This window comes from Pseudoalteromonas sp. A22 (genome assembly GCF_018141345.1).
GTDB lineage: Bacteria > Pseudomonadota > Gammaproteobacteria > Enterobacterales > Alteromonadaceae > Pseudoalteromonas > Pseudoalteromonas maricaloris.
Window position 1 is genome coordinate 3868458 of the sequence record NZ_CP047238.1, and the last position, 20718, is coordinate 3889175.

Below are 20718 nucleotides of genomic sequence, written 5' to 3' on the forward strand. Positions count from 1 at the left end.
CAAGATATAAAGAAGTATAGACATCTAAACACTTAAAAATATAGAATGCTAACAGCAAATATCCACAAGGTGCTGAAACATGTCGAGCTACATTGAATTTGATGCAGAAAAAGTTATTGATTACATTACTAATTTAGGAAGCTTCTTTGATAAAGATGCAACCTTATCTTGTTATGAATTTGGTGATGGCAATCTGAATTTGGTTTTCCGCGTACAAGATACGCAAGAAAATAGCATCATCGTCAAGCAAGCTTTGCCTTACGCTCGATGTGTGGGTGAGAACTGGCCACTGACGTTAGACAGAGCCAGAATTGAAGCCAGTGTATTACAGCGCCATGGTGAGATCTGCCCAGATACCACAGCAAAAGTGTTGCACCATAATACGGAGTTAGCACTAACTGTGCTGGAAGATCTTGGTCATCTACGCATTTTACGCGGTGAATTAAACCAAGCGAACACCTTTACAAGGCTCAGCAAAGACGTCGCAAATTATCTAGCAAAAACCAGCTTTTACCACTCAAGCTTTTATTTAACACCGAGTGAAAAGAAAGCCCTAGTCACCGAGTTTACTAATCCTGAGCTATGCGCAATCACAGAAGATTTATTCTTTGACGACCCATACCGCGATGCTGAAAGAAACAACTTTCCAGAGGCGTTGCAATCGTCTGTGGAAATACTGAGAAAAAATAAGACGTTATTAGTTGAAGTGGCAAAACTCAAAGCCCAATTTCTCAATGCACCAGAAACTTTACTTCACGGTGATGTCCATACAGGCAGTATTTTCGTCGACGCAGAGCACACTAAGCTAATCGATCCAGAGTTTGGCTTTTTTGGCCCCATAGGCTTTGATTTAGGCTCATTTATCGGCAATTTACTGCTTAACTACTGTGCCCAACATGCTCGTATTAACGCTCTGCCAAAACGTCGAAATATGCAGGTGTATTTACTCGATAATATCGCCACCACCCTATCTAACTTCTATGCCACTTGGCTTGAACTGGCGAAAACACAAACACGCGATCTCTCATTGCAAGCAGATGGCTATGCGGAATACTTCCTCACTAAGGTACTGCAAGACGCGGTTGGTTATTGTGGGTGTGAATTGATCCGCCGCACCATTGGTCTCGCACATGTTGCAGACATTGATGCGATTGAAGATGAAGACGCGCGCTTAGCGGTACAACAGCGAGCACTACACTTAGGTGAACAGCTCATCATTAATGCCAATAAATGCCGAACGACCGACGATGTATATCAGCTAATTATTAGTTTTGTAAACTAAACTAGCTTAGGCTAATAAAATGATAAAAGCCCAAGGTTACTACTTTGGGCTTTTTTATTAGAGGGATAATCTCGATTACTTACGCGCTTGATTCATCGTGGTTTCAATATATTTGTCGATTTGCTCTTCAAGCACAAATAATGGCACAGAGCCATGACGTAAGATTTGGTGGTGAAATTCACGGATATCAAATTGATCACCCAGTGCTTTTTCCGCTTTGCGACGTAGCCGCTTAATGGTTAGTTCACCAATTTTGTATGACAGTGCTTGAGCTGGCCACGAGATATAACGATCAGTCTCCGTTTTAACATTATGTAAGGACAAGGCAGTGTTGTCTTTCATAAAGTTCATCGCTCGTTCGCGGCTCCAGCCAAACATATGCATGCCGGTGTCTACAACCAAACGAGCCGCTCGCCACATCTCGTAGGTTAAACGACCAAAATCACTGTAAGGGTCTTGATAGAACCCCGCTTCGATACCCAAAAATTCAGAATATAACCCCCACCCTTCACCAAAAGCTGAAATATATTCGTTACGACGATATTCCGGTAGGTAATCAAGCTCGGCATTCAAGGAGATCTGCAAATGGTGACCAGGCACGGCCTCATGTAGAGTCAATGCTTCTAATACGTATAACGGGCGCTTATCCAGTGCGTAGGTATTTACCCAATAGTAGCCTGCATCAGTATCACTGCGTGCCCCCGAATAACGCCCAGTCGTATATTTAGGCGCAATGCTCGCAGGTACTGGGGCGACGCCGTATGGCTTTCTTGGTAATGTATGGAATAGCTTAGGTAGCTGAGCATCCATCTTCTTTGCTATATATGCAGCTTCTTTAAGTAACGCTTCGGGGGTCTTGGCATAAAACTGTGGATCGGTTCTTAAGAACTGCACAAAGTCGGCAAAAGATCCCTTAAAGCCTACTTTTTTAATAATTTTTTCCATCTCCGCACGGATCCGAGCCACCTCTTTGAGACCAAGTTCGTGGATCTCCTTAGGCGTCATATTCGTGGTGGTATAGTATTTCGCTCGATTCGCATAAAACGCCTCACCATTTGGTGTCGAAGAAATTCCAATTTCAGTTCTCGCCGCAGGACGATACTCATTGACAAAGAAATTAAGGTAATCTTGATACGCTGCGATCACATCGCCTTTAATAATCTTTTTGGCACGCTGTTGCAGTGCTTTAAATTCGGTATCAGGCAAACCCGCTTGGTTTTGTGTAAACGGGCCATAAAACTCGGATTTTGTCACATCATCAACGATATAAGCTTCGATAGAACTTTCATAACCTTCAAGCACCGCTTTCGGCTGAGTCAAGCCAACCGCTATACCTTCTTTCATCCAGTCGATATTTTGCTCAAAATAGCGTGGAACCTGCTGCAAACGTGCCAAATATAGCTCGTAACCAGCACGTTTCTTAAAGTCATGACTCGAGATCATAAAAGACAGACCGGAATGAAAACCGTATTCCGAGGTGAGCGGCATATAATGGCTATGAAACCGATATTCATCGACGTTATTCTGCACTTGTGCACGCAATATCGTGAGATTGATTTGGTTTTCCTCACTTAGCGCTGAAGTGTCGATATTATCGAGCTGAGCCAAAAACTGTAGACGCTGCTGATTTGTGGTCGCCAACTTTTCTGCACTGAGGTTTGGTAGCAGAAACTCTGCTTTTGTATCACTGCGACCATAGGCATTGTTATCACTTCTAAATTTCATAACGCTGCCAGCTATTTGAGTAAACTCAGCGTTATTGTCAGTTCCGGTAATAGCACAACCAGATAAGGCGACAGTTAAATAAACGGCGACACTTGAACGTTTAGTCCACAGCTTTAATTTTGGTGATAACACGCTGACTTCCTCAATACTTTGTTGTTACTCAGTTCGCGGTAAAGTAGCCAAAAAATAATGATTATCCATCGCTCTGAGCTTTGTTATGGTGAAATGAACTTTCTGCTAGTCAAAGTAGGAGAGTCCCGTAACAGATGCAACTTAATTCGATAGAATCACGAATATCTCAGATCGAATACAATTTACCCAACCTAGTAAAAATTGATGAGAAAATCAGCAATTCAACAAAAAAATGTAAATTTTCTATTTCAAAGACAAATTTTTTACTTTTAAATTCGGACGATACAGATTAATGTAGGTCTAGTGCAATTAGGACAAGAGTTACACCGAAGGAGCTGGTGGTAGTTCATTAACGTTTGATAATTAATTGTTGTGGTAAATGAAATGATGTTCCATGATCCCATGGCTGTTGCCCAAGAAAAAATGACACAGGTGTGCCTGTTTTTAGAGCAACATCATTTGCCGCCTACGCCTTTAAATTATCAGGTTGCTTATACCCATATTAGCGCCACGAACAAAGATCTCGACTGTGCCATCAACAAAGCCATCAAAGCGCACACAAAAATAGACTGTGTATTCATTGAGCAACTCTACTATCAGTTTCTAGATCAAGGACAAAAAACACAATCTGAATTGCTTGAAGGTGTTGATTCTTTGGTGACTGAATTACACGAAAATGCAGAAACCTCACAAAAGCAGGTTATTCGCTTTGCCCAACAAGTCAGTCAATGTGTGCATAATTTAGATGAACACAACATTCAAAAGAGTAAGCGCGCACTATCAACACTCACCAAACAAACTGAGCTATTGCTAAAACAGCACAAACAATTTAAACAAGCGTTAATAAAATCGCGTTTAGATTATGAACGTAATCAAAAGTTACTACTCGACTTGCGTAAACAACACTTATTAGACCCACAAACGGGTCTTTATAAGCGTCACTATCTTCATCAAAAAGTGTCCCTATGGCAATCGCAGCAAAAATCCGTCTGTGCGCTTTCTATACAAGTTGATAACCTTGACGAGTTTTCAACGCGGTTTGGTGATGTTGTGGGTGAAGTTGTGCTTAATCGTATCGCCAATAATATCAAACGTTATGTCGTTGAAAGCGGCTTACCTGGTCGCACCGGTAAAAAAGAATTCACGGTTATCCTTGCCGATGTAGATTTAGATACCGCGAGTGTTATCGCGGAAAAAGTGCGTAAAGGTGTTGAGCGATTAAAGTTTGTCAGCGCGAAAGGGAAAATTCCATTACCTAATGTGTCTCTGGCCCTTGGGATAGCCCAACTTGCACCAGAGCAAGACTTTAATATGTTGGCAAAACGCGCAGGTTACGCTGCACAGAAAGCACATTCTCTCGGCCAACACTGTTATATTAGTCACTGATCCGCAATATCCTCTTTTGTTTGCATTTTCAACAATACAACACGGATAAGAAATTGCACCTACGGCTACCAATCAAGTACACTAGCAACCATAGTTGCAGAGTAATGATGGAACCCACATGAAAGAGTCACAAGACAATACTACCCACTTTGGATACAAAACAGTCGAGACCGACAAAAAAGCCTCTATGGTTGCAGACGTATTTCATTCTGTAGCTGCAAAATACGACATCATGAATGATCTGATGTCATTCGGTATCCATCGTTTGTGGAAGCGTCAAACTATTGCCTGCTCTGGTGTACGCGCTGGTCACAAAGTACTTGATCTTGCTGGCGGTACGGGTGATTTAACCGCAAGATTTAGCGAATTAGTTGGTGATAAAGGACAAGTTGTTTTAGGTGATATTAACGACTCAATGCTTAAAGTAGGCCGCGAAAAATTACGCGATTCGGGACTTGTTGGCAATATTGAATACGTTCAAATGAACGCAGAAATGCTGCCATTTGACGATAATACTTTTGATGTCATCACTATTGCCTTTGGTTTACGTAACGTAACTGATAAAGATAAAGCATTGCGCTCAATGTACAGAGTACTAAAGCCAGGTGGACGCTTACTGGTACTTGAATTTTCAAAGACCGATAACGAGGCGCTGGCAAAGCTGTATGATATGTATTCATTTACACTATTACCTGCAATGGGCAAATTAGTTGCAAATGACAGTGAGTCTTATCGCTACCTTGCAGAATCTATTCGCATGCACCCAGATCAAGAAACGCTAAAATCCATGATGGATGAAGCCGGTTTTGAACAAACTGACTACCAAAATATGACCGGAGGCATCGTCGCCCTTCATCGCGGCTTTAAATTCTAGGAGTTGCTGTGTTAGCTTCATTACTTGGCGCCGTACTTGAGACGGCTTTAAACAAAGGCCTTAAACTCTCGCCTGAGCTAAAGCATGTGCTAAGTAAAGGCCAACACAAAGTGCTCAGTGTTGATATTCGAGATCAAAATACTTGTTTAGCTGTGACTTACACAGGCATTAACATTCACGTTTTATGTCCTTTTGATGGCGAAGCCGATTGTTCAATTAGTGCCGATTTACCAACCTTGCTTGAGCTCAAAGATCCAAGCCAACTCACTGCGCTTATCCGTCAAGATAAGCTCGACCTTGAAGGGGATTTGGCGCTCGCACAACTATATAGTAATGCATTAGCAACACTTGATATTGATTGGGCGGAACACCTCGCCAAATATGTCGGTGATGGGCCCGCACAAGTTGCCGTAGATGCTTTTCATAAGTTGGCGCATCGCGCAAAGCAAGATGGACAGGTAGCCAAGGCAACCCTAACTGGGTTATTTCAAGATGAGTTGAAGGTTGCGCCTCACCCGCTCGAGTTTCAACAGTTTAAGCAGCAAGTGAGAACATTAAACAATCAAGTCGAAAGCTTAAATCAACGCCTCAGCGCATTACTTCAGCAAAACAAAGGAAATTAGGTTGTCTTTACTTCGCTTGCATCAGATCACCAAAACATTTTTAACCTATGGTTTAGACGAAATCGTCCCTGCGCATAAGCAGCCTTGGTACGGTAAACTCGCTCGAGCGAGTTTGTTTTGGCTGCGCAACAAACATAAAGACAAACCAGTAGGCACACGCCTACGTCTGGCATTACAAACTTTGGGGCCGGTGTGGATCAAGTTCGGCCAGATGCTTTCAACCCGTCGAGATTTACTACCACCAGATATTGCTGAAGAACTTGCATTTTTGCAGGATCAAGTTCAACCATTTGACCCCGCGATGGCACAAAAGCTCATTGAGCAAGCACTAGAAATCGACAATATTCATGAATACTTTGCTGAATTTGAATCAAAACCGCTGGCTTCAGCCTCGATAGCGCAAGTACATGCAGCCAAGCTACAACACAAAGATGAGTTAAAAGATGTCGTGATCAAAGTTATTCGTCCCGATATCGAGAAACAAATCCATGCAGACCTCTCTTTAATGGAGCGTTTCGCTAAAATCGTTGTCAACTTACTCAGCGAAGGAAAACGCCTGCGCCCAGTGGAAGTTGTTAGGGAATACAAAAAAACCTTACTCGACGAGCTAGACTTGATGCGAGAAGGCGCGAACGCAATTCAACTCAGACGCAACTTTGAAGACTCAGATTCACTGTATATCCCTGAGGTATATAGTGATTATTCACGTAAAAACGTGCTGGTGATGGAACGCATCTACGGTATTCCGGTTTCAGACACCGAAGCCTTGTTAGCACAAGGCACCAATATGAAATTGCTGGCCGAGCGCGGCGTGGAAGTCTTTTTCACACAGGTATTCCGTGACAGTTTTTTCCACGCAGATATGCATCCTGGCAATATTTTTGTCTCTCGTGAAAATCCTCATAATCCTAAATATATTGGTATAGATTGCGGCATAGTCGGCACCTTAAACCGCGAAGATAAACGCTATTTGGCCGAAAACTTTATCGCCTTTTTTAATCGTGATTACCGCCAAGTAGCGCAACTTCATGTGGATTCTGGTTGGGTTCCTGCAGATACCTGCGTAGAAGAGTTTGAGTTTGCCATTCGCACTGTATGCGAACCCATTTTTAACAAACCGCTTGCAGAAATCTCTTTTGGTCATGTGCTAGTAAATTTGTTTAATACGGCAAGACGGTTCAACATGGAAGTGCAACCACAGCTAGTATTATTGCAAAAAACCCTGCTGTATGTAGAAGGCCTAGGGCGCCAACTTTATCCGCAGTTAGACCTGTGGAAAACGGCCAAACCTTTTTTAGAGCATTGGGTGCAAGAACAAGTTGGCCCTCTCGCGGTGGCGAAAAAGCTATATGCGAATTTACCATTTTGGGCTGAAAAAATGCCTGAACTGCCAGATTTGATTTACCAAAATCTTAAGCGCCGCCCCCCTCCAGCTGTCACACAAAAAGCAGATACTGCGACTAAGCCTCTATTATTGGGCTTAGCAGCGAGCAGTTTTGCAATTATATCGGGATTGAGCTTTATTTTTGACAAGCCTGTCGCAAGTAGCCTACTTGCGATTATTGCCGTGCTAGTATTTATTGGCGCATGGCGTAAAACAGGGTGATTTTTTGCTCGCTAGGCGTATAATCATTATTCATAAGCAGTAAGTATCAATGGAGTTATTATGGGATTCGGTGGGATCAGTATTTGGCAATTACTTATTATTTTAGCCATCATTGTTTTGTTATTTGGAACTAAAAAACTACGCGGTATTGGTAGTGATTTGGGTGGTGCAGTTAAAGGCTTTAAAAAGGCGGTATCGGATGAGCAAGCTGCGACTGATGCTGAGCCTGAAAAGTTAAAAAATACAACAACTGAGCAAGCACAACCGGTATCAGAGAAAGAAAAAGATAAGGTGTAATTCAGCATGGGTATGTGGGAGTTAGTGGTCGTTCTTATCGTTGGCCTAATTGTACTTGGCCCTGAACGTCTTCCCGTTGCAATCCGCACCGTAGCAAGATGGATAAAAACGGTAAAATCTGTCGCCAATTCAGTCAAGGCTGAAGTGAGTGAAGAATTACGTGTTCACGAGCTACATAATAACTTAAAGAAGGCGGAACAACAGGGAATGCAAGATTTGGCCCCTGAACTCAAGCAATCCGTTCAAGAGTTACAAGATGCGGCTGAATCAGTCAGACATTCTTATAAATCAACCGAAAATAATAAAAACAAAGACTAATCAATCTAGCAGTTAGATAGTTCAGTCAAAGGCTAGTTTTGGGTAATTTAGACGCCCAAACAGCTCCTTTTTGTTATATCTAACTGGAATTATATTCGTACGAGTCAAGTTACATGACAGAATCAGCCCAAAGTGGATTTATAGCTCACCTTGTTGAGTTAAGAAACCGCTTAATGAGAGCGTTATTGAGCGTTTTCGTTATCTTTGTTGCTTTGGTGTACTTCGCCAATGATATCTATGCCTTCGTTGCAGCACCGCTTGTAAATAGCTTGCCTAGCAACACAACCATGATAGCTACAGATGTTACAGCGCCGTTTTTTGCTCCGTTTAAATTAACGCTTTTTGTGTCACTATTTGCCGCTGTGCCTTTTATTTTGCATCAGGTGTGGGGCTTTATCGCACCCGGTTTATATAAACACGAAAAACGTATGCTTATCCCCATATTACTCTCAAGTGTATTGTTATTTTATGGCGGAATAGCATTTTGTTACTTTGTTGTCATGCCTATCATACTTGGCTTTTTTACCAGTGTGGGGCCTGAGATGATGACATTGTCACCAGATATTAGCAGTTACCTTGGCTTTATCCTTAAGCTATTTTTTGCTTTTGGCATCGCCTTTGAAATTCCCGTCGCTATCATGCTTATATGTTGGAGTGGCATGACAACCCCTGCGAGCTTAAAAGAGAAACGACCTTATGTTGTCGTTGGTGCTTTTGTCATCGCAATGTTTTTAACTCCACCAGATGTTCTATCTCAAACTCTATTGGCACTCCCTATGCTACTCTTGTTTGAACTAGGACTCATTCTAGCCAAATTTTACAGCGCCAAACCAAAACAACAGGAGTCAGAACAATGAAAAAAACCATGATACTGTTCGCACTAGGATTTTCCTCTTTATGCGCCGCAGAGCCGATAAATACGCAAGCACTACAAGCTTGTACTCTGATTGAAAATGATTTTAAACGACTCATGTGCTACGACAATGTGATTGCTAATAAACCAATCACGGAAACACATTCAAGCAAAGCGCCTGTAAACAAAGATAAAATAAACACAGTGCGCAATGAAAAAAAAGCAGAATTGAAAGAAGATGGCTTTGGTTTAGAGCATAAAGTTAAAGCGGCAAGCGAAGAAATCGAAGAAATTACAGCTAAACTCGTAAAAACAACCACTCAAGGCCGCGATAAAATGGTATTCACCTTAGACAATGGTCAAGTATGGAGGCAAGTTTCTTCAGAAACTTTTTTCGCCAATGAAGGAGACACATTAATTATTGAACGCGCGTCTTTTGGCTCTTTTTTAATGAAGAAAGCGGGCTCAAACCGTACAACGCGAGTTAAACGAGTTAACTGATGAACACGATGTTCGATGCTGGTGTAAACCTCACCAGCTCGCAATTTTCATCCGATTTGGCCGAGGTAATTGCTAGAGCCAAAAACGCTGGCATAGAATCTATGCTCGCCATTGGCTGCGATTTAACAAGCAGCGAACAAAGTATTTCACTCGCTGAGCAATACCAGCTTTATTGTACAGCAGGTGTCCACCCTCACGACGCAAAAGATGCACCTGACACGCTCTACGATGATCTCCTCACTCTTTTAAAAAGTAGCAACAGGGCTATTGCTGTTGGTGAATGTGGCTTGGACTTTAATCGCGACTTTTCACCAAGGCCGATACAACAAAGCGTATGCTTGACGCAACTGCAGTTAGCAGAAGCTATTGATTATCCAGTGTATCTGCATGAAAGAGACGCGCACGATGCGCTATTTTCGTTACTGCAAGAAGTTAACGTTCATGGAGTACTTCACTGTTTTACTGGTGACCATAACGCACTACGACGTTACTTGGACTATGGGTTAATGATAGGCATCACAGGCTGGGTTTGCGATGAACGTAGAGGCCAAGCACTACAAGATCTAATCCAGTACATCCCCCTAGACCGTTTGCTGTTGGAAACTGATGCGCCCTACCTACTACCTAGAACAATTAGCCCAAAGCCCAAGTCTCGCCGCAATGAACCAATGTATTTATCTTATGTGGCTGAACAAATTGCACACCTAAAACAATGTCCTGTCACGGAAGTGATGAGCACGACTTCGGCTAATTTTAAACAGCTGTTTGTGAGGTAAAGCCAGTAATGCGCATTGTGTTGTCTTTACTTATATTGATATACAGCTCTGCTGTATTTTCTGCCGTCACTATTTCAGAGTCATTTAAGGTAGAACACCAAGTAAAGCTAAGTTACACACTGAGTAAATATGCATCGTTAAACGAACTGCTTGCGGCTCCTGTCGAATGGCATAGCAGCACCCAAATCCCCACAGGCCTTCGACCTGTAGCAAAGTACTTATGGCTAAAAATAGCGCTGCACAATACTAATAACTCGCTCACGCCAGTATTGGTAAGTATAAACAATAATCTCATCGATGCGGTAACTGCCTATCATGTCAGGCCGAACCATCCAATATTCAGCTTAGATATGGGCGATGCCTTGCCACTGATTAAGCGACCACTAAAGTATGAATCTCTAGTTGTTCCGCTTGAGCTGCAGCCACAAACGCAAAGCCATTTATACTTACAGATCAGTGATGAGGGGGTTATCACGGCTCCTCTTGCAATTTGGGAGCCGAATGAATACCTCCAATTTAAGAGTAAATTTAATCTTATTTTTGGAATTTTAGCAGGCTTTGTACTAGCACTCGCCCTAACCAATGCCACGCTCTATTGTGTTACAAAAAAAGGTTACTTTTTATGTGCCACTTTGTTTATCGCTACAGTATGGCTTTTCAATGCACATATCTATGGCTTTGGTTATCGATATTTTTACTCTTCATGGCAGTGGTTTCAACAGTATGGTCAAGGCATGATGATGTTATTGCTCAGCGCACTGCTGTTGCCCGCTTTGAGTTATTGCTCTGGAAAGTCACTGCTTGCGCACCCAAAGCTGACGAAAAGAAAGGCCATTCTAGCGACATTGTGCTTGTTTCTGCTCATTGCTTTTTTACCTGTTTCTCAGTCTCTCCTGCTAGCGCTTAGCATCAGCTTTATTGTCTCTGTATTGATTATCTATACGCTCGCTCGTGTTAACCACAAGAGTCGAAATATCTTAATTGCAATCGCACTCTGCCACTTTATCGTAATTAGCTACCCGTTTACGGTTGAGCTGGGGGTTCAGTCCGGCAGCTTTTTGAGCCATTTGGGTTACTTTGGTATTTTTGTCGTTGAAGCCACGTTGCTGAGTTACCTGCTCATACGTCTATATATATTTCAAAGAGATGAAAAGCTGGCCAAGCAACAGCAACGGCTAGCTCATACTCAAGCTGAAGATGCCCTATTAAAAGAAAAGCTTAAACTACAAGAACAGGCGCAGTACGACTTAGAGTCCAACATTGAGGAACGCACTTTTGAGCTTCAAGTCACATTAAGGGAACTTGAGGATAAAAACCGAGAGCTCGAGCGCATGAACATGGAAGATCCACTCACAAAAGTGAAGAACCGGCGCTATTTCGACAAGCGTTTACAGATGGAAGTACGTCGTTCAAGACGAGAGCAGACAGTATTGAGCCTTGTTATTTTTGATATCGATCACTTCAAAAAAATTAACGACAAATATGGTCACTTGGCTGGTGATCAAGCAATTTGCGAATTTGCCAACTTAATAAAATCACACTTGCGGCGACCACATGATGAAGTGTTCCGCTATGGTGGTGAAGAGTTTATTTTGCTACTACCAAACACCCCAGAAGAAGGTGCTGTCGGAGTAGCTGAACGCCTGAGAGTGGCTACAGCAGATCTCAATATCAAATTTGGTGAAGATACGCTTAAGTTGACCACCAGTGCAGGCGTTTATAGTGCAGTGGTTAGCGATCCACATAACCCACAGCTTTACACTGACAATGCGGACAAAGCCTTGTATCAAGCAAAACAGCAAGGTCGTAATCGTGTTGTTACTTTCAAACCCAATCAGGAGAACTAACGTGGCTCAATCAGGACTCGATCTTTTCCCCCTAACTCGCATGCGCAGAATGCGTCGCGATGACTTTTCAAGACGTCTAATGAGCGAAAGCACGCTAACGGTTAATGACTTAATCTATCCAGTATTTGTATTGGATGGTGAATCTAAGCGTGAAGCTATCCCATCAATGCCAGGTATTGAGCGTTTATCTATTGATCTATTAGTTGAGGAAGCCAAGCAACTAGTAGAGCTAGGGGTTCCTGCCATCGCCTTATTCCCAGTAACACCGGCGGAACAAAAATCGTTACTAGCTGAGGAAGCATACAACCCTGAAGGGATTGCACAAAGAGCGGTACGTGCTATTAAAGCAGCATGTCCTGAGCTTGGTGTGATCACCGATGTTGCATTAGACCCATTCACAGTCCACGGTCAAGACGGTATCTTAGATGAAGATGGTTATGTCATGAATGAAGAAACCGTGGAAGTATTAGTCAAACAAGCGCTTTCGCATGCAGAGGCAGGTGCCGATATCGTCGCCCCTTCCGATATGATGGATGGCCGAATTGGCGCTGTTCGTGAAGCACTTGAAGAGTGCGGTTTTATCCATACTCGTATCATGGCGTACTCTGCCAAGTATGCATCGAGTTATTATGGCCCTTTCCGCGACGCGATTGGCTCTGCAGGCAACCTAAAAGGTGCAGACAAGAAAACCTATCAAATGGATCCTGCTAATTCTGACGAAGCATTACGTGAAGTGGCTTTGGACTTACAAGAAGGTGCTGATATGGTGATGGTAAAACCAGGTATGCCATACCTTGATGTTGTCAGACGCGTTAAAGATGAGTTTGGAGTACCAACATTTGCTTACCAAGTCAGCGGTGAATACGCCATGCATAAGGCTGCGATTGATAACGGCTGGTTGGCTGAGAAGCCTGTTGTACTGGAGTCTCTACTAGCATTTAAGCGTGCTGGTGCGGATGGCATTTTGACTTACTTTGCAAAACAAGCCGCAATTTGGCTGAATGAAAAGTAATACCAATTGCATTAATGCAATTGGTGTGAAACCTTTAAATTTGAGCAGGTGAAACCCTCACCTGCACTTCCTTTATTACACCTTATCTGACCAAACTTTCTGCTTTTAAAAGCTCATCGCGATTCATTTTCCAGCTAAAGAAGCGAATAATACGACCATCATCAAGATATACCTCGGGAAGGCTTACAATACCTAAAGAGCGCAACCTAATCGCCTGAATATGTTCCGTATGGATATAATGGGTTTTACCTAAAAAGTTATAGCTAACCCCCGCCTTATCTATATGCAGAAAACGCTTTCCGGTTAGTGACAGTATCAATATTGTTAGGGTAAAAAATAGTAAGGTAAGTGTAACTATTTGCAATAATGATGAGGGAGTATCTAAAATGAAAAACAGTTCATTACCCAGCCAGATAAGGGACAGTGCCAGTACATAGAAAAGCCAGTTTATTTCCAGCTCTAAAGTTCTCATTGAGTATCTCCTTTATTTACCCAACCACAATCAAATTTGAGCCCACGACGCAATAATGTGACTCTATTTATTGAAGAAAAGCTAATGATAAAGTGCTAATATTCCTAAAGCAAGAACTTTAAAATTAATAAAACATGAAATAATCGTGACGACTTTTAGACAGGGTATTTAACTTATAACCAATTGAATTTAAAAATAAAAAAGGCCGCCAAAGGCGACCTTCTCATGCAAAATAAGTAATTAATTACTTAGCTGCTTTTTTCTCTTTCTCAGCTGCGATTACCGCGTCAGCAACGTTTGCTGGACATGGTGCATAGTGTGAGAATTCCATTGAGAACTGACCACGACCAGACGTGATAGTACGTAGGTGACCGATGTATCCGAACATTTCAGATAGTGGTACTTCACCCTTGATACGAACGCCCATTGCGCCAGCTTCTTGGTCTTTGATCATACCGCGACGACGGTTAAGGTCACCGATTACGTCACCTACGTTGTCTTCTGGCGTGAACACGTCAACTTTCATGATTGGCTCAAGAAGTTGTGCTCCCGCTTTAGGGATAGACTGACGGAATGCGCCTTTAGCAGCGATTTCGAACGCGATTGCTGACGAGTCAACTGCGTGGAAACCACCGTCGAATAGCTCAACTTCAACGTCTAGTACTGGGAAGCCCGCTAGTACACCTTCGTCCATCATTGACTTGAAGCCTTTCTCAACTGCTGGCCAGAATTCCTTAGGAACGTTACCACCAACAACTGTAGACTTGAACGTAAAGCCAGAACCAACTTCACCAGGCTTGATACGGTAGTCAATCTTACCGAACTGACCAGAACCACCAGACTGTTTCTTATGCGTGTAGCTATCTTCAACTTCTTGTGTGATAGTTTCACGGTAAGCAACCTGAGGCTGACCAACGATTAGGTCTACACCGTATGTACGCTTAAGGATATCTACCTTAATGTCTAGGTGAAGCTCACCCATACCTTTAAGGATAGTTTCACCTGAATCTTCATCAGTCTCAACTTGGAATGAAGGATCTTCTGCAACCATCTTACCGATCGCGATACCCATCTTCTCGTTACCACCTTTATCTTTAGGTGCAACAGCGATTGAGATTACTGGATCAGGGAAGATCATCGCTTCAAGTGTACACTCGTGCTTAGGATCACATAGTGTGTGACCAGTTTGAACGTTCTTCATACCAACAACAGCGATGATGTCACCCGCTTGTGCTTCAGTAAGTTCAGTACGCTCGTCCGCTTGCATCTCAACCATACGGCCGATACGCTCTGTTTTACCAGTTGCAGAGTTAAGGATAGTGTCACCTTTCTTCATGCGACCTGCGTAGATACGGATGAACGTAAGTGCACCAAAACGGTCGTCCATGATTTTGAACGCAAGCGCTTTAAGTGGTGCATCAGCGTCAACAGTAGCTACTTCACCAGTAGGCTCACCTGTTTCAGGATCTGTTAGTGGCTGGGGCTCAACTTCTGTAGGAGAAGGTAGGTAATCTACAACAGCGTCAAGTACAAGTTGCATACCTTTGTTTTTGAACGCTGAACCACAGAAAGTTGGGAAGAACGCTAGATCACGAGTACCTTTACGGATACACGCTTTGATTTGCTCGATAGAAGGTACTTCACCTTCCATGTACGCTTCCATTAGGTCGTCGTCTTGCTCAACAGCAGACTCAACTAGCATCTCATGGTATTCTTCAACTTTGTCTACCATGTCAGCTGGAACGTCAGTAATTTCGTAGTTTTCAGGAAGACCTGTGTCATCCCAAACGTATGCTTTTTTCTCAAGTACGTCTACAACACCACAGAACTGGTCTTCGATACCGATTGGAAGCGTCATCACTAGTGGGTTAGCACCAAGTACTTTCTCAACCTGACCAACTACGCGGTAGAAGTCTGCACCCATACGGTCTAGTTTATTTACGAAGATACAACGAGCAACTTCTGATTCGTTCGCATAACGCCAGTTAGTTTCTGATTGTGGCTCAACACCACCAGAACCACAGAATACACCGATACCACCGTCAAGTACTTTTAGTGAACGGTATACTTCTACTGTGAAGTCAACGTGTCCAGGAGTATCGATAACGTTTAAACGGTGGCCTTTCCACTCACAAGTTACCGCTGCTGATTGGATTGTAATACCACGCTCAGCTTCCTGCTCCATGAAGTCAGTAGTAGACTCACCGTCGTGTACTTCACCAGTTTTGTGGATTTTACCAGTAAGCTTTAGAATACGCTCAGTGGTGGTAGTTTTACCCGCATCAACGTGCGCGAAAATACCAATGTTTCTGTATTTCGATAAATCTGCCATTGTTTTACTCTATTTAAAGTAGAAAAATTATTCGGCGGGAGTATATCACCTCTTGTAGCGAACATCATCCTTGAAGTCGTCTAAAATGCAATCAATTCGCGAAAAAGTTTCTAATGCGAAACTTTGTGACCCATTTTTACCGTATCGCTTACTGCTAGGCCGCTGTATTTAAGAAAATTCCGTTGTATTTTGTCAATTTCAGGGCGGTGAGCTTGGGTTTTTGTTTAAAATATCTGCTTTCCAAACAAGTTAGCATGCTGGACTTGGAAGGCATCATCTAGCAAAGAAAAATGTGCTATTTTACCCACTTCAATGCTACCAAGTTCATTGTCCATATTTAAATAAGTTGCGGGTACTAAACTTGCCATATTAATGGCTTCTAGAAGCGGAATGTTGGCCAATTCTGCTAAATTCTTCACCGCTTTTTCAAGTGTTAGTGTACTGCCGGCCAAACTGCCGCTGTGAGTTTTCGCCACGCCATCCTTAACCACAACTGGCATTTCACCCAATTGATATTCACCATCTTTAAGGCCTCCAGCATTAATACAATCACTGATCAAGGCCACCTTATGCTGACCTTTGAGGCGGTAGATCAACTGTAAAATCGCAGGGTGTAAATGGATACCATCGGCAATCACTTCCACCAGGGCTTGGCTATCAAGTAACAACGCACCAGCACAGCCCGGCTCACGGTGATGAATGCCGCGCATGCCGTTAAACACGTGCACCCCGCCGCAGGCACCATGTGCTAGAGCGGCATTGGTTTGCGCAAAATCCGCATCACAATGACCTAACATCACTCGCACCCCATGTTTACTTAGGTACTGTGTCATCTTAACGCCATTAGCCTTTTCGGGCGCGAGTGCCACCGCTTTAAGCGCACCATCAGCCGCGCTAATCATTTCATCAATTAAGGCTTCGTCTAACGGCTTAAAGAAAGCTTCGTTATGGGCACCTTTGTGTTTTTCACTAAAAAACAAGCCCTCACTGTATCCGCCCAGCACCTGAGCGCCCGGCATCTTTTGCTGATAGGCAGCTCCAATAACTTTCATCGCGGCAATAGTTTGTGGCCATGTAGTCGTCACCGTGGTTGCCAAAAAACCAGTGACGCCATGTTTGAGCAACGAGGTGCTAATGGTTTTTATACTGGAGAGTTTGCCATCAATAACATCACAGCCCTCGCGGCCATGAATATGCAAATCAATTAACCCAGGCCACATATCTAAATTAGCATAACATTCGGTATTATCAGGCGCTTCCGTCGCTGGAATAATCGCGTGAAAACGCTCACCTTGTATTACCGCAACGTGCGCTTCAAGGACGCTGGTAGGGGTATAGATACAACGGGGCTGAATATAACGAAGCTGCTCAAGCATGTACTTTGCTCCCAAGTAATGCCGCACCCAATGCGCCACTCGCATCACCATGCTTGGCTCTAACAATATCTGGCACTGATACCGCTGAAAACACATGGGGTTCGATGGCTTTTGGGAGCGTCTCTACAAGTTCATCAATCAGCGACATACCACCGCCAAGCACGATAACTTCTGGGTCATATGCTTTGATTAAATTTGCAAACGCCGAGCCCAACAGATCCATATAACAATTAAAAGCATGGCGAGCTTCACTTTCTCCAGCCCGCATCGCTGTGATAACTTGTTCTGAGGTAAGTGTTCGCGTAGTGAAATGTTGATACAAACCGGCAAGCCCTGGCCCTGCAACATAACGCTCTAAACACCCTTGCAGTCCACAGCCACACGCTAAAATAGGCAGGTGATATTTTTGCTGTAACACCGCAGAAAGCGGATGGTGGCCATATTCTCCGGCGATCCCTTGGGCACTTTTATACAACGCGCCATCAATACAAAATCCGCCTCCAGCACCGGTGCCTATTATTGCCCCAAAGACCTTTTGATATTGCTTACCGGCTCCAAGACTGGCCTCTGATAACGCAAAGCAACGGCAGTCATTTTCCACAGCGATGGGCCGTTCAAGTTGTGCAACAAGATCAGTCTTAACTTCTTTGCCATTGGCGCAAGGGACATTTGCTGATAGCACGCGCTGCTGCGCATTTACTATCCCCGGCATACCAATACCAACCTGTCCTTTACAACCATATTTGTCATCGGCTTGCTGCACCAAAGTGACGATTTGCGCCAAAAACGCCTCATAACTGTGCTTTGGTGTCGCCACACGCCAAGACTCTATACGTTGCAGTTTTTCATCGAACACCGCAATTTCAATTTTGCTCCCGCCAACATCCACTCCATAAATCATACTTCACTCCCAAATGGATGAATGACTACGCCCTGCACAACTCTATTCACTTCCCCCGACGGGCAAGGGTTGTCCGGTGAAATACCGAGATTCAGCGCTTTATAGAAACTTAACTGCTGTGCAAACAACATATACAGTAACCCTTGCCACACATCTTCTAGTGGTGGCACTTTAGGGCAAAGTGAATGCACCGTCATGGCTGTACCGTCACGCTGCAATTCAGCAACTAAATCCTGATCGTACAAGCTGGTATAACCATCACTTGAGATAAAACATACCACGACAGTTTTGCTATTGATAAGTGATTTTGGACCATGACGGAACCCAAGCGGTGACTCGCTCACGCTCATTACTTGGCCTGCCGATAACTCAAGCATTTTTAGCGCAGCTTCCTTTGCAAATCCCAGTAAGCAACCTGAGCCTAGATACACCAAACGTTCAAATGGTTGTTGTGCAAATGCACGGATATTTTGCTGTTCTGTTGCAGCTAACATGCTTTGCGCTGCATTGATCAACTTATCCACGGAGCCGTCATCCACTGCAAAAAGTTGTAGCGCTGCGACCATCATTGACGAATAGCTACTTGTCATTGCAAAACTTTGGTCAAGCGTTGGCTCCGGTAGCAATATACTTGTTGCACTGCTTGCCTGCTGAGCTGCTTGATGCAACTTTCCATCACGGTTGCAGGTGATAAAAAGGTGCTGACTGTTACTAACCAGCTGTGTTACCAGCTCTACGGCCGCAACACTTTCTGGACTATTACCAGAGCGAGCAAAGGAAACCAATAAACACGGTTTATCCGTCGCTAGGTATTGCCTTGGTGCAGCAACTAAGTCAGTTGTGCTCACAGCCCGCACACTTTGGTGCATGTGTGCATTAAGATGAGTGGCGATAGCGTCACCGATATAAGCGGATGTACCCGCCCCCGTCAAAATAACCTGAGTATCTGGGTCATCTAGAAAAGGAGCTAACTCCACCAAAAGCCTAGGCTTTATGCTCGCGACTAATTGAGCGGTTTCTTGCCACATCTGTGGCTGCTGGGTGATCTCTTTTGCTGTCCAATAGGCATTTCGTGTTTTTAATTGCGCAATTTCGTGTCCTAGCAAAGTGTTCATGACGCTTTCTCCATGGCAAAACACGCATTTGAATAGCGAGCCACAACACGTTGAATTTTGGCAATCACTAACGCTTTGGCGTCCCTTTCTATTTCACCACGGCGTACTTGTTGATATAACTCCGGAAAATATTGGCTGATAAGCGGCAATGATAAAGTCTGCTGCGCTAGGTTTTCGAGCATAGTTGCTAACGCCTTTTGCACCGCATCTTGATGCCAGTAATAGCGAATACGGTCGCTAAAGCTAAATTGACGCAAGAAACGGAGTTGCTGTGATTCGCCGTGATAAAAACGCTGCCAACTCGTAGGCTCTGCCAGCATGACCTCGTCCACCACCTCAACAAACTGACTATGAACATAGGGTAGTAATTGCTTTTCAATATGGTGAAGCGCGAATAATCCTTCGCGCAGCGCAAAGGTCAATTCAGGCCCGACTTTCAAAATGGCAAAGTGGTCAGCAACCAACGACTGATAAGCGCCTGCAGTTTGATAATCTGTCGAATGCGCTTCGAAAGCGATACGGTCAACGGTACAAATAAAATCTTTTAATGCACTCGCTTCATTCGATTTGTAGTCAAAAACTTGGGTGTTATCAAACTCAACACCCGGCTGCACCACCATTGCAACCACGCGTTGCCAAGCATCCGCTAATCCTTTATTTGCAAAGAGTTCACGATGGCAAGCTAGGGTTTCTTGCGCAGCAACTTGGCTGGTCGGTTGTAGACTGTCAATCTGTTCATCAGCGCCACCAGGAGGGGGAACTTCAGTACCAATCACATAAACAATATCACTACGACCAAACGTCGCAATCGCGGCGGCTTCCGCAGTTTGACACAACAAGGCAGCGCGATCAGCGACAATATCATCGCTTAACGCGTCAGGATCGTCAGCACAGGGCATGCTGGCATCTAAGTGAACTTTCTTAAAACCGGCCTTCACGTATTCAGCGACTAAGTCGCACGCTTTGGCCATCGCGGCTTGGCTATTTTCACTCGTCCAACAGACTGGTCCCAAGTGATCACCACCAAAAATCAGTAACTGCTTATCAAAACCAAGCTCGTCGGCCATCTCTTCAACTTTGGCAATAAAGTCCGCGGGACGCATCCCGGTGTAACCGCCAAATTGGTTAACCTGATTGGCCGTGGCCTCAATTAATAGCAGCGTATTTTCCTGCTTGGCATATCTTATCGACGCTTCTAGCACCCAAGGGTGAGCTGAGCAAATGGCATAAATACCTGAGTTTTTCCCTGATTTATTGGCTTCGATTAGGGCTTGAAAACGCCGCATATGA

The 20718-nt window shown here is 43.8% G+C and carries 19 protein-coding genes; 12 read left to right on the forward strand and 7 right to left on the reverse strand.

The features are described from left to right. Positions 1-79 precede the first annotated feature (79 nt). Positions 80-1282 carry an S-methyl-5-thioribose kinase gene (gene mtnK / locus GSF04_RS22355; RefSeq protein ID WP_211858831.1) on the forward strand — a complete coding sequence of 401 codons (1203 nt, stop codon included), beginning with the start codon at positions 80-82 and terminating at the stop codon, positions 1280-1282. Between the two features lie 75 nt (positions 1283-1357). Here the strand turns inward: mtnK and GSF04_RS22360 are convergent, their stop codons facing one another. Then, entirely contained in the window at positions 1358-3139 is a 1782-nt protein-coding gene (locus GSF04_RS22360) for a DUF885 domain-containing protein (protein ID WP_039493407.1), read from the reverse strand. Between the two features lie 384 nt (positions 3140-3523). Here GSF04_RS22360 and GSF04_RS22365 point away from each other — a divergent pair, with 384 nt between their 5' ends. The 11 genes from GSF04_RS22365 to hemB all read left to right on the forward strand — a co-directional run bounded on the left by GSF04_RS22365 (position 3524) and on the right by hemB (position 13232). Further along, positions 3524-4525, forward strand: a complete 1002-nt coding sequence (locus GSF04_RS22365) for a GGDEF domain-containing protein (protein WP_211858832.1) — start codon at positions 3524-3526, stop codon at positions 4523-4525. Positions 4526-4643: 118 nt separating this feature from the next. Beyond that, positions 4644-5399 carry a bifunctional demethylmenaquinone methyltransferase/2-methoxy-6-polyprenyl-1,4-benzoquinol methylase UbiE gene (ubiE, locus tag GSF04_RS22370; protein WP_010376465.1) on the forward strand — a complete coding sequence of 252 codons (756 nt, stop codon included), beginning with the start codon at positions 4644-4646 and terminating at the stop codon, positions 5397-5399. 8 nt (positions 5400-5407) lie between these two features. Beyond that, the gene (locus GSF04_RS22375) at positions 5408-6022 is read left to right on the forward strand and encodes an SCP2 sterol-binding domain-containing protein (protein ID WP_017218336.1); all 615 of its coding nucleotides are present in this window, start codon (positions 5408-5410) and stop codon (positions 6020-6022) included. 1 nt (position 6023) lies between these two features. After that, positions 6024-7628, forward strand: coding sequence for a ubiquinone biosynthesis regulatory protein kinase UbiB (gene ubiB / locus GSF04_RS22380; protein WP_017218335.1), 1605 nt, complete (start codon positions 6024-6026; stop codon positions 7626-7628). A gap of 60 nt (positions 7629-7688) precedes the next feature. Further along, entirely contained in the window at positions 7689-7925 is a 237-nt protein-coding gene (gene tatA, locus GSF04_RS22385) for a Sec-independent protein translocase subunit TatA (protein WP_138582521.1), read from the forward strand. 6 nt (positions 7926-7931) lie between these two features. Beyond that, the gene (gene tatB, locus GSF04_RS22390) at positions 7932-8243 is read left to right on the forward strand and encodes a Sec-independent protein translocase protein TatB (RefSeq protein ID WP_010376473.1); all 312 of its coding nucleotides are present in this window, start codon (positions 7932-7934) and stop codon (positions 8241-8243) included. 113 nt (positions 8244-8356) lie between these two features. Further along, positions 8357-9100, forward strand: a complete 744-nt coding sequence (gene tatC / locus GSF04_RS22395; protein ID WP_026001017.1) for a twin-arginine translocase subunit TatC — start codon at positions 8357-8359, stop codon at positions 9098-9100. Continuing rightward, the gene (locus GSF04_RS22400) at positions 9097-9597 is read left to right on the forward strand and encodes a hypothetical protein (protein ID WP_017218332.1); all 501 of its coding nucleotides are present in this window, start codon (positions 9097-9099) and stop codon (positions 9595-9597) included. Before tatC ends, GSF04_RS22400 begins: the two co-directional genes overlap by 4 nt. Then, a complete protein-coding gene (locus GSF04_RS22405; protein ID WP_017218331.1) occupies positions 9597-10373 on the forward strand; it encodes a TatD family hydrolase in 777 nt (258 codons plus the stop codon). Before GSF04_RS22400 ends, GSF04_RS22405 begins: the two co-directional genes overlap by 1 nt. Before the next feature lie 8 nt (positions 10374-10381). Further along, entirely contained in the window at positions 10382-12220 is a 1839-nt protein-coding gene (locus GSF04_RS22410) for a diguanylate cyclase (RefSeq protein ID WP_017218330.1), read from the forward strand. 1 nt (position 12221) lies between these two features. Further along, entirely contained in the window at positions 12222-13232 is a 1011-nt protein-coding gene (hemB, locus tag GSF04_RS22415; protein WP_026001016.1) for a porphobilinogen synthase, read from the forward strand. An 82-nt stretch (positions 13233-13314) separates the two neighbouring features. Here the strand turns inward: hemB and GSF04_RS22420 are convergent, their stop codons facing one another. The 6 genes from GSF04_RS22420 to GSF04_RS22445 form a co-directional block, all read right to left on the reverse strand. Further along, positions 13315-13704: a hypothetical protein gene (locus GSF04_RS22420; protein ID WP_017218328.1), complete on the reverse strand. Its 390-nt coding sequence runs from the start codon at positions 13702-13704 to the stop codon at positions 13315-13317. A 244-nt stretch (positions 13705-13948) separates the two neighbouring features. After that, complete coding sequence (gene fusA / locus GSF04_RS22425) at positions 13949-16036, reverse strand: elongation factor G (RefSeq protein WP_017218327.1); 2088 nt, start codon at positions 16034-16036, stop codon at positions 13949-13951. Positions 16037-16260: 224 nt separating this feature from the next. Next, positions 16261-17412, reverse strand: a complete 1152-nt coding sequence (nagA, locus tag GSF04_RS22430; protein ID WP_211858833.1) for an N-acetylglucosamine-6-phosphate deacetylase — start codon at positions 17410-17412, stop codon at positions 16261-16263. Then, positions 17405-18313, reverse strand: coding sequence for an ROK family protein (locus GSF04_RS22435; protein ID WP_211858834.1), 909 nt, complete (start codon positions 18311-18313; stop codon positions 17405-17407). The genes nagA and GSF04_RS22435 overlap by 8 nt, the downstream gene beginning before the upstream one ends. Further along, a complete protein-coding gene (locus GSF04_RS22440; protein WP_211858835.1) occupies positions 18310-19428 on the reverse strand; it encodes an SIS domain-containing protein in 1119 nt (372 codons plus the stop codon). Before GSF04_RS22440 ends, GSF04_RS22435 begins: the two co-directional genes overlap by 4 nt. Continuing rightward, positions 19425-20714 (reverse strand): D-tagatose-bisphosphate aldolase, class II, non-catalytic subunit, encoded by a 1290-nt coding sequence (locus tag GSF04_RS22445; protein ID WP_211858836.1) that lies wholly within the window; start codon positions 20712-20714, stop codon positions 19425-19427. Before GSF04_RS22445 ends, GSF04_RS22440 begins: the two co-directional genes overlap by 4 nt. Positions 20715-20718 lie beyond the last annotated feature (4 nt).